This window comes from Streptomyces sp. NPDC053076 (assembly GCF_044546845.1).
Taxonomy (GTDB): domain Bacteria; phylum Actinomycetota; class Actinomycetes; order Streptomycetales; family Streptomycetaceae; genus Streptomyces.
Genome location: NZ_JBITZL010000002.1, coordinates 830,081 through 844,399, shown reverse-complemented (window position 1 = coordinate 844,399; position 14,319 = coordinate 830,081). Strand labels below are relative to the sequence as shown.

The following is a 14,319-nucleotide window of genomic DNA, read 5'->3' as shown; positions in this document are numbered from 1 at the left end:
TCAGGGCACCGGCTCAGGTCAGCCGGTGCACGGGCACCCGGCGGAAGGTGATCGTCTCGTAGGTGCCGAAGTCGCCCGTCTCGTACAGCAGTCCGACCGTGTGCGGGTCGACGCGGACGAGGTCGGAGTAGGCGGCGGGCAGCCCGTCGACGGTGAACGCCGTGCGCCAGGTGGTGCCGCCGTCGCCGGAGGCGCGGATCGTCATCAGGGCGCGGGCGGCGGGGTCGGCCGGGGCGGAGAAGAGGAGCACGTCGGGGGCGCGGAGCTGGAGCACGGAGGCTTCGCAGACCGGCGCGGTCAGCCCGGCCTGCGGCCGGAAGGGCTTCACGAGTGTCCTGCCGCCGTCCGTGGAGTGGGCGTCGGCCCGGTTGCCGGGGGACGGCGAGTCGTTGCGGGTGTTCAGGTAGACGCGCCCGTCGGGGAGTTCGGCGGCGGTGGTCTCGTTGACGTTGACGTAGCCGTCGGTGTTCTCGTCCAGGTAGCCGAGGTACCAGGTCTCGCCGTGGTCGTCGCTGAGCAGGCAGTGCCCGCTGTTGTACCTGGCCTCGGCGCCGGTGTCGGTGCCGGTGGGCGGCACGGTGTGGTTGGCCGGGACGAGGACGCGGCCGGAGGAGAGCTGGAGGGCGTGGCCCGGTGCGGTGGCGTACCATCGCCAGCCGGGCTTCTTCACCTGCGCGGTGATCTCCTTCGGCGCGGACCAGCTGAGTCCGTCGTCGTCGCTGTGCTGCACCCAGACGCGGCGGCCGTCGGCGTCCTTGACCTGTCCGCGCAGGATGGCGGCTTCGGTGGCCAAGGCGGCGGCCCGGATGTGCACGAGCAGGATCCGGCCGGTGTCGAGGACGACGGGGGCGGGATTGCCGGCCAGGTTCGCCCCGTTGCTCGCGGCGACCTGGAGCGGGCCCCAGGTACGGCCGCCGTCCGTGGACCGCTTCTGCACGATGTCGATGTGCCCGTGGTCGGCCGCGGAGTCGGCCCGGCCCTCGCAGAAGGCGAGCAGTGTGCCGGGCCTGGGGGCGACGACCGCGGGGATGCGGAAACTGGCGTATCCCTCGTGGCCCGCGCGGAAGGGAACGGTCACGTCGGTCATCGGGCGGCTCCTCACGACCTGTGGCTGGGCCGAGACCATCCCCACGTCGGGCGAATTCGAGGTGAACTGCGGGTCACGACTGGCCGGTTGCGGCAGGATGCGGTCGCATGGACGCCGTACGGGTCGCATGGCTGAGGGAAGTGCTCGCCGGGACGGAGTGGCTGGGTGCCACCCGGAGGTTCGCGGGGGTGCTGCGCGGCTCGGTGGTGGCGCACGGGGGCGGGCTGCTGCTGGTGGGCACGCCCGAGTACGAGCCCTGGCACCTGGCGGCACACCTGGTGGACGAGGCGGCCTGGTCGGGCACGCCCGAGCTGGCGCCGACTCTGGTACGGCATCACGCGCGCCGCTCCGATCCCGCGCATCTGGCGGTCGGGCCGGGCCGGATCGCGGCGGCGCGGCGCGGGGAGACCCTGCTGGTCGTGGCGCCCGAGGAGCCGGCGCCGCTGCTGGAACGGGTCCACTCGGCGCGGCGGGCCGGGGTGACGGTGCTGGCCCTGGGCGCCGGCGGCGAGCTGGCCGCCATGGCGCACGACACGCTGGCGGTGCCGGACGGGGCGGAGCTGGACCTGGACACCGTGCAGCACCTGGTGAGCGCGGCGGCGGGCGAGAACGCGGGCTCGCCGAGGGTGCGACGGGGTTTCCGGGACCGGCTGTCCAGGCTGGCCGAAGCACTGATGGCACCGCCGCCGGCCCCTTGGTGACCTCGCCCGCGGGTGGCGCACGTCCACCGTGCCACACCGCCCGGAGGGACGAGCACGCGGTGCGATGCGCGAGCGGCGCGCCGCGGTCCGGGGCTCAGCGGCCTGGGGCTCAGCGGCAGGGGTCCGGTCAGCGGCCTGAGGCTCAGCGGCAGGGGTCCGGTCAGGTGTCTTCGGTGTCGCCGCCCGCGGGGGCGTCGTGCCAGCGCGGGTCGTTCTCCCACTGGAGGTTGCGCTCGGCGGCGGTCTCCATCGCGTGCCGGGCCTCGTCCGGGGAGGTGTACGGCCCGAAACGGTCCTTGCCCGGGCAGTCCGGGCCCTCCTCGACCTTCTTGTGTTCCAGGCAGTAGTACCACTCACCGGGCTTGCCGACGGTGCGCTTCTTGAACAAGGCCATGGGACAGCTCCTCTCGCCACCGACATGTTCCCCCATGTCCGCTGGATAGACTCGCTGGCATGTCTGGCCAGTCGCTGCTCGTACCAGGGGAGCTGTCCCCCATCCGTTCGGTTCCCGGAAACATCCGCCGCCCCGAGTACGTCGGCAAGCCCGCGCCGTCGCCGTACACCGGGCCGGAGGTGCAGAACCCCGAGACCATCGAGGCGATGCGGATCGCCGGCCGTATCGCCGCGCGGGCGATGGCGGAGGCCGCGAAGATCATCGCGCCCGGGGTCACCACGGACCGGCTGGACAAGGTCGCCCACGACTACATGTGCGACCACGGCGCCTACCCGTCCACGCTCGGCTACCGGGGCTTCCCGAAGTCGCTGTGCACCTCGGTCAACGAGGTCATCTGCCACGGCATCCCGGACTCGACGGTCCTCCGGGACGGTGACATCGTCAACCTGGACGTGACGGCGTACATCGGCGGGGTGCACGGCGACAACAACGCCACCTATCTGGTGGGTGACGTGGACGAGGAGTCGCGGCTGCTGGTGGAGCGCACCCGCGAGTCCCTCGACCGGGCGATCAAGGCCGTGAAGCCCGGCCGGCAGATCAATGTCATCGGCCGGGTCATCGAGTCGTACGCCAAGCGCTTCGGCTACGGCGTCGTCCGTGACTTCACCGGCCACGGCATCAGCTCGTCGTTCCACTCCGGGCTGATCGTCCCGCACTACGACAGTCCGCACGCGACGACGGTCATGCAGCCGGGCATGACGTTCACGATCGAGCCGATGCTGACGCTGGGCACCCACGAGTACGACATGTGGGAGGACGGCTGGACGGTCGTGACGAAGGACCGCCGGCGGACCGCGCAGTTCGAGCACACGCTGGTGGTGACGGACTCCGGCGCGGAGATCCTGACCCTCCCCTGATCCCCTCCCGGCCGCCCGGGCCCGCTCCCTGACGGGGGCGGGCTTTCTCTTGTACGCTTTTACCGACAGGCTGTCGGCAAAGTTGCCGACACGAGGTCGGCAAGGGCGTTGACTCAGGTGACGCTTTCCTTAAAGGACGGGCTCATGGACTCCTTCTCGTCCCTCATCCGGACCGCTTCGCACGAGCAGCACAGACAGGCGGAGACGTCGGCGTTCATGAGCGACCTGCTCGGCGGCCGGCTCGGCGTGGACGCCTACGCGCGCTACACCGAACAACTGTGGTTCGTCTACGACGCGCTCGAGAGCACGGCCGGGCGACTGGCGGAGGATCCGGTGGCCGGGCCGTTCATCCGGCCGGAGCTGTTCCGGCTGGCCGCGCTGGAGCGGGACCTGGCGCATCTGCGGGGACCGGACTGGCGGGCGGGGCTGACCGCCCTGCCCGCGGCCCGGGTCTACGCGGACCGGGTGCGGGAGTGCGCCGAGCGCTGGCCCGGCGGTTACGTCGCCCACCACTACACCCGCTACCTCGGCGACCTCTCCGGCGGCCAGATCATCCGGGACACGGCGGAGAGGACGTGGGGCTTCGCGAGGAAGGGCGACGGGGTCCGCTTCTACGTCTTCGAGCGGATCACCAACCCGGCCGCGTTCAAGCGGGATTACCGGGAGCTGCTGGACGGCATCGGCGCCGACGAGCTGGAGCGGCAGCGGATCGTCAGCGAGTGCAAGCGCGCGTTCGCCCTGAACACGGACGTCTTCCGCGCACTGGGCGAGGAGTTCCCGCTGAGCGCCTAGCGTTCGAGGATCACCCGGCCGCCGACCTCCACCCAGCCGTGCGGCTGCGGCGCGGTGAGGATCTGGGAGCCCCGGCCCTGGGTGATGTTGAGGGCCCGGCCCAGCCGGTCGGTGAGCAGCAGGGCCGCCGCGCCCGTGGCCTCGTCCTCGTCGATGCCGTCGTCACGGCCGGGGAAGGCACGCGCGCGGACGCGTCCGGCCGCCTCGTCCTCCCAGGCCCAGGCGTACATCCAGTCTCCGGACGGCGGCGCCGCCAGCGCGTCCACCTCGGCGGCGCTCGCGTACTGGCGCAGGGTGCGTGGCGGCACCCACTCCGCGCGGGCCTCGATCCAGCTGAACTCGCCGTCCAGCCGGGCCCCGACGACGCCGGCGGGCGTGACCAGTTCGGGCACGTCGAGCAGCCATGCCGTCCCGACGCAGGGGTGACCGGCGAAGGGCAGGCGCAGGGTGGGGGTGTAGATGTCGATCACGCCGCGCTCGGGGTCGTCCACGAACACGGTCTCGCTGAAGCCGAGTTTTGCCGCGAGCGCCTGCCGGTCGCTCCGCTCGGGCAGCACCGAACCGTCCCGGACGACACCCAGTTCGTTGCCGTAGCCGCCGTCCGGCCCGCAGAAGACGCGCAGTACGTCGTAGTCAGTCACCCGGGAATTGAAACATCGCGGCCCGCGCCGGACCGCAGCGCCGCCGGACACTCCCGGAGGGCGGAGGTGCACGAGCATCCGGTGGAGGCCCGGACGGGCGCGCCCGGGGTGCGGATGGAACGGCCTTGACTCCTGCTTTGCCGTCCCGTGACATCTGCTGGTGGGCATCGTGATCAAGCCGTGCCTGTGGTCGTTCCGTGAGAGCTGAATCACGAACCCCGCGGGTACGGGTGAGGTAAGCCTCATGTAAGTTAGGGCAGCCTCACTACCTCATGAGATCCGCTTGGAGCCTGCATGCGAGCCGCCCGACTCACCGTCACCGCCGCCGTCGCCACGGCAGCCCTGACCGCTCTGACGGCCTGCACCGCGAAGAGCGACGCCAAGGACGGCGACGCCATCCAGGTCACGGCCGCCGACTCCACGTGCGAGACCTCCGCGAAGTCCGTGCCGGCCGGCCAGGTCACGCTGAAGATCGAGAACAAGGGCTCGAAGGCCACCGAGGTCGAGATCCTCTTCCCGGACGACCGGATCGTCTCCGAGAAGGAGAACATCGGCCCGGGCACCAAGTACACGCTCACCGCCGAGGTGAAGGCCGGCTCCTACGAGATCGCCTGCCGCCCCGGCATGAAGGGCCACGGCGTCCGGCAGAAGCTCACCGTGAGCGGCACCGGTACGGCCGCCAAGCGGAACCCGAAGCTGGACCAGGCGGTCGCGGACTACCGTCAGTACGCCCAGGACCAGGCCGACGCCACCGTGCCGCTCACCGAGACGTTCGCCAAGGCGATCAAGGCCGGCGACCTCGACGCCGCCAGGAAGGCGTACGCCCCCTCCCGCCTCGGCTGGGAGCGCACCGAGCCGGTCGCCGAGTCCTTCGGCGACATCGACCCCAAGACGGACCTGCGCGCCGACGGCCTGGAGAAGGGCCAGAAGTGGACCGGCTGGCACCGGCTGGAGAAGGCCCTCTGGCAGGACAAGAAGATCGGCGCCGAGGAGAAGGCCCTCGCCGACCAGCTGGTGAGCGACCTGAAGGACTGGCAGAAGCGGGTCGGCAAGGCCGAGATCACCCCGACCTTCATGGCCAACGGCGCCAAGGAACTGCTCGACGAGGTCGCCACCGGCAAGGTCACCGGTGAGGAGGACCGCTACTCGCACACCGACCTGGCCGACTTCAAGGGCAACGTCGAGGGCGCGCAGAAGGCGTACGAGCTGCTGAAGCCGGTCGCCGCGAAGAACGACCCGGCGCTGGCCAAGGAGCTGGACAAGCAGTTCACGGCGGTGAACACCCTGCTCGACAAGTACCGCTCGGACACGACGTCCTACGACTTCGTCTCCTACGACAAGGTCACCAAGGAACAGCGCAAGGAACTGTCGGACGCGGTGAACGCGCTCGCCGAGCCGCTGTCCAAGTTGGCCGCCACGGTCGCGAAGTAACGCGGAGGGCAGGACGATGACCGAGAACCAGGGGACCGCTCCCTCCCGCCGGGCGCTGATCGGCTGGGGCGGGGCCGGGCTCGCGCTCGGTGCCGCCGCGGCCGGTGGCGCGGTGGCGATGACCAGGACGGGCGACGACATGGACCCGGCCGCCGCCGAGTCGGGTGGCGCCGTCGAGTTCCACGGCGTCCACCAGGCGGGCATCGCCACGCCCGTCCAGGACCGGCTGCACTTCGCGGCGTTCGACGTCAAGACCGACGACCGGGCCGAGTTCGTGCAGCTGCTGAAGGACTGGACGGCGGCGGCCCGGCGGATGACCGCCGGGAAGGCGGTCGGTGACGGCGCGTACGGCGGACTCGCCGAGGCGCCACCGGACGACACCGGTGAGGCGCTGGGCCTCAAGCCCTCGCGGCTGACCCTCACCATCGGGTTCGGGCCCTCGTTCTTCGAGAAGTTCGGCCTGCGCGACCGGCGGCCGGCGGCCCTCGCCGACCTGCCGCAGTTCCCCGGCGACAACCTGGACAGGTCCCGCACCGGCGGCGACCTGTGCGTCCAGGCTTGCGCCGACGACCCGCAGGTCGCCGTGCACGCCATCCGCAACCTGGCCCGGATCGGCTTCGGCAAGGTCGCCATCCGCTGGTCGCAGCTCGGCTTCGGCAAGACCTCCTCGACCACCCCGGACGCGCAGACCCCGCGCAACCTCATGGGCTTCAAGGACGGCACCCGCAACATCGCGGGCACCGAGACCGACCGGCTGAACAAGTTCGTGTGGGTCGGCGACGGTGACGGCGACGCCGGGACGGCCTGGATGACCGGGGGGTCGTACCTGGTCGCCCGGCGCATCCGGATGAACATCGAGACCTGGGACCGCACCTCGTTGCAGGAGCAGGAGGACGTGTTCGGCCGGGACAAGCGCGAGGGCGCCCCGGTCGGCAAGGCCAAGGAGCACGACCAGCCGTTCCTGAAGGCGATGAAGCCGGACGCGCACGTGCGGCTGGCGCACCCCGACTCCAACGGCGGGGTCACCATCCTGCGCCGGGGCTACTCCTTCACCGACGGCACCGACGGCCTGGGCCGGCTCGACGCGGGCCTGTTCTTCCTCGCCTACCAGCGGGACGTACGCAAGGGCTTCATCCCGTTGCAGCGCAAGCTGTCGGCGCAGGACGCGCTCAACGAGTACATCCAGCACGTGGGTTCGGCGGTCTTCGCGGTACCCCCGGGCGTCCGGGACTCCGGCGACTGGTGGGGCCGCACGCTGTTCTCGAAGGAGGCGTAGCCCGTGTTCTCCAACTACCTGATCGGCCTGCGCGAGGGGCTCGAGGCGTCGCTCGTCGTCTGCATCCTGATCGCCTACCTGGTCAAGACCGGCCGCAGGGACGCCCTGAAGCCGATCTGGACCGGCGTCGGTATCGCGATCGCCATCGCCATGGGCTTCGGCTGCGCCCTGGAGTTCGGCTCCCAGGAGATGACGTTCCAGGCGCAGGAGGCGCTCGGCGGCTCCCTGTCCATCCTCGCCGTGGGCCTGGTGACCTGGATGGTGTTCTGGATGCGGCGCACCGCCCGGCACCTGAAGGCGGAGCTGCACGGCAAGCTGGACGCGGCCCTCGCGCTGGGCACGGGCGCACTGGTCGCCACCGCGTTCCTCGCCGTCGGCCGGGAGGGCCTGGAGACCGCGCTGTTCGTGTGGGCGTCGGTGCACGCCGCCTCCGACGGCACCCCGCGCCCGCTGGTCGGGGTCGCCCTCGGCCTCGCCACGGCCGTTCTCCTCGGCTGGCTGTTCTACCGGGGCGCGTTGCGGATCAACCTCGCCAAGTTCTTCACCTGGACCGGCGGCATGCTGGTCGTGGTCGCGGCGGGCGTGCTCGCGTACGGCTTCCACGACCTCCAGGAGGCCGACTGGGTTCCCGGCCTGACCGACCTCGCCTTCGACATCAGCGGCGTCATCCCGCCGGACAGCTGGTACGGCACCCTGCTGAAGGGCGTCTTCAACTTCCAGCCGGATCCGACGGTCATCCAGATCACGGTGTGGGCGCTGTACCTGGTCCCGGTGCTCGCGCTGTTCCTCTCCCCGGTAGGGTTCGCCTCCGGGAAGGGGAAGGTGAAGGAGCCCGATGACCACGGAACGCAGCCGTCGACGGCTTCGCAGGCGTGAGCGAAACGCCCTCATAGCTGCCTCGCTGACCGCTTTGTCGGTGACGGCGAGCGGATGCGTGGTGGTGCACGGAGAGCGTGCGGTGCTCCCCGCCGCCACGCGGGCCGAGGCCGTCAAGGCGCTCACCGCGTTCACGGACGCGTACAACAAGGCCGACAAGACCTACGACAGCTCCGTGGACGCGCCCTACGTCACCGGCGCCCTCGCCGACATCGACTCCGCCCGGCTCAGGGCCGGGCACGTCAACAGCCCGTCCGGGAACGCGAACCACACCCCGCTGACGCTGACGGACGTACACATCACGATCCCCAAGAAGGCGGGCTGGCCCCGCTGGTTCGTCGCCGACGCCAAGGGCAACAAGGGCGGCGACTTCCGCTGGGTGCTGGTGTTCACCCGGGGCGACCTCGGCGAGCGGTGGCAGGTGGCGTATCTGACGCTCATGGCGCCGGGGGCGGTACCGGAGTTCACGACGGACAAGGACGGCTGGGCCGAGGCCGTACCGGCCGATTCCGCACAGCTGGCCGTCCCGCCCGAGGAGTTGAGCCGGCAGTACACGGCCTACCTGAAGAGCGGCGGCAAGGGCTTCGCGGACAACGGCAACACCAGCGGCCTGCGCGCGGATCGCAGCAAGGCGGCCAAAAGGCCCGGTCTGGTGCGGCAGTTCATCGACGCGCCGCTCACCCACGGCGACTACGCGCCGCTAGCGCTGCGCACCAGGGACGGCGGGGCGCTGGTGTTCTTCACCACGCACCACTACGAGAAGCAGACCGCCGCGACGGGCACCTCGGTACCGGCACCGAACAAGGACGTGCAGGCCCTGACCAAGGGCGAGGTGAAGCAGTCCCTGACACTGGAGTCGATCGCCAACCAGGCGGCCCTGGACCCGGCGCCGGGCAGCGGTCCGGTGCGGGTGCTGGCGCGCGTCCAGGGACTCACGGCCGCCCAGGGCGAGTGACCGCCGGCCGGCCTCAGTGGCGCGGCGGCCAGGCCGCGCCGGGCTGGTCGGCCTGCGCGCCGGCGTACCGGGCGCAGGCGTCGGTGAGCGTCTCCAGCAGGGTCAGCGGTTCGGGCAGCGGATGCTCGGGGCCGCGCACCCAGCGCACCCGCTGGTCGTCGCCGGGGAGCCGGGCGGGCGGTACGAGGACGTAGGACCCGCGGCAGTGCCAGCGCAGGCCGGGATGCTCGTCCATCGTCTCGGGGTGGCAGTCCAGTTCGCAGGGCCACCACTCGTCCTCGTCCTCGGGGGTGCCCCGGGTGAGGGTGAAGAACAGCATGCGGCCGTCGTCGCTCTCGGCGACCGGCCCGACCTCCACACCGGAGCCGAGCAGCCGGTCCAGGGCCTCGCTGCCGGCCTTCAGGGGCACGTCGAGGACGTCGTGCATCATCCCGGTGGCGGTGATGAAGTTGGCCTCCGGCTGGTGCCGGGCCCAGCGCTCGATCTGGGCGTGGTCGGTGGTCGACTGCGTCTGCCAGGCGAACGAGACCGGGTGCCGGGCCGGGGTGGGGCAGCCGACGCGGTCGCAGGAGCAGCGGTAGCCCGGCGCGGGGTGCGCGGCGGGGGCGAGCGGCAGGCCCGCGTCGGCGGCGGCGAGCAGCAGGGCCTCACGGCCGCCGTCGTCGGCGGCGGTCTCCTTCGGCCGGCGTCCGCGCAGCCATTGGGAGAGTTTGCCCTGCCGGCCGCTCCGGCCCCCGAACGTCGCGCTCATCTATCCCCTCGGGTTGGTGGTCGCCTCGCTGGTGTGCGGCCAGCATGCCTCATCGTCCCATCTTCGCGTGCTCCGGGGGGCCGCGGGACGGTTCAGGCGGAACCGGACGAGACGATCCTCACAGCCACCGAGCGCGGCCGGCCGAGGCCGGGCGGGACGTCAGCGCGGTGCGAGTCCGTGCAGGGCGTAGTCGACCAAGGTGTCCGTGTAGTCGTACGAGATCGGCCCGGTGCGTTGCAGCCAGCGCTGGGCGAGCGGCGAGACGAACAGCTCCAGCGCGATCCGGGGATCCACCTCCGGGCGTACGTCCCCGGCGCCCTGGGCGGAGCGCAACCGTTCGACGTACAGCTGAAGCTGCGGTTCGAGGAGCTTGCTCACGAATTCGCGGCCGAGCTGTTCGTTGACCAGCCCTTCCGCGGCCAGTGCCCGCGAGGGCACCTCGAAGCGCGGGTCGAGCAGCTCGTCCACGGTGGCCCGCAGGACCGCCTTGAGGTCGGCGGCCAGGTCACCGCTGTCCGGGATGGCGTACGGCTCCTGCCCCGCCGACCGGGCCACCTGCTCCCCGCGGTCCAGGAACGCCTCCAGCAGCACGTCCGCCTTGGACGACCACCACCGGTAGATGGTCTGTTTGCCGACCCCGGCCCGGGCGGCGATGCCCTCGACGGTGGTCTTGGGGTAGCCGACCTCGCCGACCAGGGCGAGGGCTGCGTCATAGATCGCCCGGCGGGACTTCTCGCTGCGGCGGGTGGCGTCGGGGGCGGGCTTGTCGACCATGGGGTCGAAAGTAACAAGCGGCGACAGCGGCTACGACACGGAGCCGTGCGGCGGCCAGGCGTCGCCCCAGTCGGCGTCCCGGGCGGCCTTGTACAGGTCGCCGTGGCGCTTGGTCACCGTCGTGCGGCGCAGCTGCTCCTCGGCCTCGCACAGATCGAGCAGCACCTGGCCCTTGCGGATCTGCGGGCGCCGGACCACCCGGGCGGGGGCCGGCTCGGCGGGCAGCCGGGTGGCGGCGACGTAGGAGAACTTCTCGTCCTCGTACGCCAGCGAGCCGCCCTTGACCTGGCGGTGCAGGGAGGAGCGGCCGACCCGGGCGGAGAAGTGGCACCAGTCCGTGCCGGGCACGATGGGGCAGGCGGCGCTGTGCGGGCAGGGAGCGGCGATCCGGAATCCGGCCCCGATCAGCCGGTCGCGGGCCTCGATGACGCGGTCGTAGCCGGCCGGGGTGCCGGCCTCGACGATGACGACGGCCTGCGCGGCGCCGGCGGCGGCGTCGACGAGGGCGGCCCGGTCGGCCGGGGAGAGCTCGTTGAGGACGTACGACACCGTGACCAGGTCGGTGGCGTCCAGGGTGAGGTCCGCGCCGATCCGGGCGCGCTGCCAGCGGGCGTCCCGCAGGTCCGGGTTGGCGGTGGCGATCTCCCGGCCGAGGGCGAGGGCGGGTTCGGCCCAGTCCAGCACGGTGACGCCGCGCTCGCCGGGCCAGGTGGCCGTGACGGCCCAGGTGGCGGCGCCGGTGCCGCCGCCGACGTCGACGTGGCTGCCGGGCGTCCAGCCGGGGACGGCCTCGGCGAACGCCTCCAGCGCGGAGCGGACCGCCTCGAAGGTGGCGGGCATGCGGTAGGCGGCGTACGCGGCGACGTCGGCGCGGTCACGGAGGATCGGCGCGTGGGTGGGGGTGGCTCCGCGGTAGTTGGCGATGAGCCGGTCCACGGCGGCGGTCATCTCCTTGGGGGGAAGACCGTCGAGCAGCTCGGCGAGTGCGGTGCGGAGGGGGTCGTTCACCCGGTGATTCTATGGCGCCGCGCGCCGGTACCGGCCCGCCCGGACGCGGTCCCCGGATCACCACCCTCACCACCGACCGCGCCTTCGGCTGACGCGGGCCCCGAGCACCACCCTCGCCGCCCAAGCACCACCCTCGCCGCCCACCGCACCCCGGCTGACGCGGGCCCCCGATCACCGCCCCCACCGCCGACCGCACCTTCGGCTGACGCGGGTCTCAGACCACCGCCCGTGCCAGCCTCGTCGCCAGCCGCGCCCTCGGCCCGCTGTCGGGCGTCCGGCGTCTCGGGTGGACGGTGTTGGCCAGCAGGATCAGGAAGGTGTCCGTCGCCGGGTCCAGCACCAGGGAGGTGCCGGTGAAGCCGGTGTGGCCCGCCGCGCCGCGGCCCGCCAGCTCGCCCATGAACCACGGCTGGTCCAGGGCGAAGCCCAGGCCGGGCGGGGTGAACAGCAGTTCCACGAAGTCGGGGCCGAGGATGCGCGCGGGGCCGTAGGAGCCGCCGCAGAGCAGGGCGCGGCAGAACACGGCGAGGTCGGGCGCGGTGGAGAACAGACCCGCGTGGCCGGCGACGCCGCCGAGCGCCCAGGCGTTCTCGTCGTGGACCACGCCCCGCAGCATGCCCCGGTCGGCCTTGGCCCACGGCCGCCGCTGGTCCTCGGTGGCCGCGGCGCCGGGGCAGGGCCCGAAGGCGGTGTCGGTCATGCCGAGCGGCCGGGTGATGCCGTCCTGGACGAGCACGTCGAGTGCGCGCCCGGTGCTGCGCTCCAGCACGAACTGGAGCAGAAGCAGGTTCAGGTCCGAGTACACGCGGTGGCCCGGCTCGGTGGCCGGTGACTCGGCGCGCAGCAGTCTCAGCCGGGCGGCGTCGTCCGGGCAGTCGTACAGCGGGAGTTCGGGGCGCAGCCCGGAGGTGTGGGTGAGCAGCTGCCGTACCGTGACGCGGTGCGCGGCGGCGGCGTAGAAATCGGGCAGGTAGTCGCCGACGCGGGCGTCCATGCCGAGGGTGCCGCGCTCGATCTGCTGCACGGCGGCGACGGACGTGAACAGCTTGGTGAGCGAGGCCAGGTCGAAGGGGGTGCCGACGGTGGCCGGGACCCGGGCGGCGGGTGGCAGTTCGACGCCGGTGCCGGTCTCGGGGTCGTAGGAGGCGTAGCGCACCGCCCAGCCCGCGGCCTCGGCCACGGCGATCACGGGTCCGCGGCCGGCCAGCACGACGGCGCCGGGCGCCCAGGGGCGGTCACCGGCGGTGAGGGCGTGCACCTCGGCGACCAGGTGTCCGAGCTCGACGGGGTCGAGCCCGGCCCGTTCCGGTGTGCCGGCGCGCAGTCTCGGTGCGCTCAGCTCTCGTCTCCCTCCGAGCCCGCACGGGTGGTCCCCCGTGTCGTCCAGGGACGGCACAGTCCCACGAAGCACGCCGCCGCGACCAGTGCTCCGGCCAGTTGGACGACGGCCATGGGGACGGCGGTGTGCTCTCCGGCGACACCGACGAGCGGGGAGGCGACCGCGCCGACGAGGAAGGAGGTGGTGCCGAGCAGCGCGGAGGCGGAGCCGGCGGCGTGCCGGGTGCGCAGCAGGGCGAGGGACTGGGCGTTGGGGAGCGTGATGCCCATGGCGGACATCAGCACGAACAGGGCGGCGGCGACCGGGGGGAGGCCGACCTCGCCGAAGGCGCCCGCGGACAGCAGCAGCAGGGCGGTCGCCGCGAGCACGATCACCGCAAGGCCGACCGCGAGGACCTTGTCCAGGCTCACCCGGCCCACCAGCACCTTGCCGTTGACCTGCCCCGCGATCATCAGGCCGACGGAGTTGACGCCGAACAGCAGGCTGAAGGTCTGCGGGGAGGCGCCGTAGATCTCCTGGATCACGAACGGTGAGGCGGATATGTAGGCGAAGAGCGCGGCGAAGGCGAAGCCGCCGGCCAGCGTGTAGCCGGTGAAGGGCAGGTCGGCGAGGAGGCCGCGCATCGCGTGCAGGGCCTGGCCGACTCCGCCGCCGTGCCGGTCGGCGGGCGGCAGCGTCTCGGGCAGTCGCCGCCAGACGACGGCGGCGAGCAGGGCTCCGACGACGGTGAGGACCACGAACACGCCCCGCCAGTCCGTCACCCGGAGGATCTGTCCGCCGATCAGCGGGGCCACGATCGGGGCGACCCCGGAGATCAGCATGAGGGTGGAGAAGAAGCGGGCCATGGCCACGCCGTCGTACAGGTCGCGTACGACGGCCCGGGCGATGACGATGCCGGCCGCTCCGGCGAGGCCCTGGGCCAGCCGGAAGGCGACCAGCGTCTCGACGTTCGGTGCGACGGCGCACAGGGCGGTGGCGAGGATGTAGACGGCGAGGCCGGCCAGGAGCGGGCGGCGCCGGCCCCAGCGGTCGCTCATGGGGCCCACGACCAGCTGCCCGAGCGCCATGCCGGCCAGGCAGGCGGTGAGGGTGAGCTGGACGGTGGCGGCGGGGGCGTGCAGGGAGCGGGTGACCTCCGGCAGGGACGGGAGGTACATGTCCATGGCGAGAGGGGGCGTGGCGGTGAGGCCGCCGAGCACGAGGGTGACGAGCAGGCCGGCACGGCGGGTGCCGGCCTGGTGCCGGGCGGTGGACGGGTGTTCCGTCTCCGGTGTCGGTGCCGCCGCGTGCTCGGGCATGTGTCCCTCCCTCTCGTGCTGAACAGGCACCTATGCTCTCAGCTCGTACACACTGCCGAGGCACACATGAGCGAGGGCG

Annotated in this window: 15 protein-coding genes; 7 read left to right on the top strand and 8 right to left on the bottom strand. The window is 72.4% G+C overall.

Annotation, left to right across the window (positions count from 1 at the left end):
* Positions 1–13: 13 nt before the first annotated feature.
* Entirely contained in the window at positions 14–1,087 is a 1,074-nt protein-coding gene (locus tag ACIGYR_RS11075) for an exo-alpha-sialidase (protein WP_399595687.1), read from the bottom strand.
* A 107-nt stretch (positions 1,088–1,194) separates the two neighbouring features.
* Here ACIGYR_RS11075 and ACIGYR_RS11070 point away from each other — a divergent pair, with 107 nt between their 5' ends.
* Complete coding sequence (locus ACIGYR_RS11070; protein ID WP_391838837.1) at positions 1,195–1,788, top strand: hypothetical protein; 594 nt, start codon at positions 1,195–1,197, stop codon at positions 1,786–1,788.
* Between the two features lie 160 nt (positions 1,789–1,948).
* Here ACIGYR_RS11070 and ACIGYR_RS11065 read toward each other — a convergent pair whose 3' ends face one another.
* On the bottom strand, positions 1,949–2,182 hold the full coding sequence (locus ACIGYR_RS11065; protein WP_399595688.1) for a hypothetical protein: 234 nt from the start codon (positions 2,180–2,182) through the stop codon (positions 1,949–1,951).
* 59 nt (positions 2,183–2,241) lie between these two features.
* Between ACIGYR_RS11065 and map the strand changes: the two genes are divergently transcribed.
* Positions 2,242–3,099, top strand: a complete 858-nt coding sequence (gene map / locus ACIGYR_RS11060; RefSeq protein ID WP_391838834.1) for a type I methionyl aminopeptidase — start codon at positions 2,242–2,244, stop codon at positions 3,097–3,099.
* Between the two features lie 144 nt (positions 3,100–3,243).
* The gene (locus ACIGYR_RS11055; RefSeq protein WP_399595689.1) at positions 3,244–3,891 is read left to right on the top strand and encodes a heme oxygenase (biliverdin-producing); all 648 of its coding nucleotides are present in this window, start codon (positions 3,244–3,246) and stop codon (positions 3,889–3,891) included.
* Here the strand turns inward: ACIGYR_RS11055 and ACIGYR_RS11050 are convergent.
* Positions 3,888–4,532 (bottom strand): PhzF family phenazine biosynthesis protein, encoded by a 645-nt coding sequence (locus ACIGYR_RS11050; RefSeq protein ID WP_399595691.1) that lies wholly within the window; start codon positions 4,530–4,532, stop codon positions 3,888–3,890. The genes ACIGYR_RS11055 and ACIGYR_RS11050 overlap by 4 nt on opposite strands.
* A 294-nt stretch (positions 4,533–4,826) precedes the next feature.
* On the opposite strand from ACIGYR_RS11050, the gene efeO reads away from it, so the two are divergent.
* From efeO to ACIGYR_RS11030, 4 genes are read left to right on the top strand one after another with little or no spacing between them, the layout of a single operon-like run.
* On the top strand, positions 4,827–5,963 hold the full coding sequence (efeO, locus tag ACIGYR_RS11045; protein ID WP_391838828.1) for an iron uptake system protein EfeO: 1,137 nt from the start codon (positions 4,827–4,829) through the stop codon (positions 5,961–5,963).
* Between the two features lie 16 nt (positions 5,964–5,979).
* Positions 5,980–7,239: an iron uptake transporter deferrochelatase/peroxidase subunit gene (efeB, locus tag ACIGYR_RS11040; RefSeq protein WP_391838826.1), complete on the top strand. Its 1,260-nt coding sequence runs from the start codon at positions 5,980–5,982 to the stop codon at positions 7,237–7,239.
* Positions 7,240–7,242: 3 nt separating this feature from the next.
* Positions 7,243–8,115 carry an iron uptake transporter permease EfeU gene (efeU, locus tag ACIGYR_RS11035; protein ID WP_399595693.1) on the top strand — a complete coding sequence of 291 codons (873 nt, stop codon included), beginning with the start codon at positions 7,243–7,245 and terminating at the stop codon, positions 8,113–8,115.
* Positions 8,075–9,070 carry a hypothetical protein gene (locus ACIGYR_RS11030; RefSeq protein WP_399595695.1) on the top strand — a complete coding sequence of 332 codons (996 nt, stop codon included), beginning with the start codon at positions 8,075–8,077 and terminating at the stop codon, positions 9,068–9,070. Before efeU ends, ACIGYR_RS11030 begins: the two co-directional genes overlap by 41 nt.
* A gap of 13 nt (positions 9,071–9,083) precedes the next feature.
* On the opposite strand, the gene ACIGYR_RS11025 is transcribed toward ACIGYR_RS11030, so the two are convergent.
* From ACIGYR_RS11025 to ACIGYR_RS11005, 5 genes are all read right to left on the bottom strand, one after another.
* Positions 9,084–9,821, bottom strand: coding sequence for a bifunctional DNA primase/polymerase (locus tag ACIGYR_RS11025; protein ID WP_399595696.1), 738 nt, complete (start codon positions 9,819–9,821; stop codon positions 9,084–9,086).
* A gap of 159 nt (positions 9,822–9,980) precedes the next feature.
* Positions 9,981–10,595: a TetR/AcrR family transcriptional regulator gene (locus ACIGYR_RS11020; protein ID WP_391838820.1), complete on the bottom strand. Its 615-nt coding sequence runs from the start codon at positions 10,593–10,595 to the stop codon at positions 9,981–9,983.
* Positions 10,596–10,625: 30 nt separating this feature from the next.
* On the bottom strand, positions 10,626–11,543 hold the full coding sequence (locus ACIGYR_RS11015) for a small ribosomal subunit Rsm22 family protein (RefSeq protein ID WP_399596503.1): 918 nt from the start codon (positions 11,541–11,543) through the stop codon (positions 10,626–10,628).
* Between the two features lie 274 nt (positions 11,544–11,817).
* Positions 11,818–12,999 (bottom strand): serine hydrolase domain-containing protein, encoded by a 1,182-nt coding sequence (locus tag ACIGYR_RS11010; protein ID WP_399595699.1) that lies wholly within the window; start codon positions 12,997–12,999, stop codon positions 11,818–11,820.
* Positions 12,939–14,240, bottom strand: coding sequence for a multidrug effflux MFS transporter (locus ACIGYR_RS11005; protein ID WP_391838816.1), 1,302 nt, complete (start codon positions 14,238–14,240; stop codon positions 12,939–12,941). Before ACIGYR_RS11005 ends, ACIGYR_RS11010 begins: the two co-directional genes overlap by 61 nt.
* Positions 14,241–14,319 lie beyond the last annotated feature (79 nt).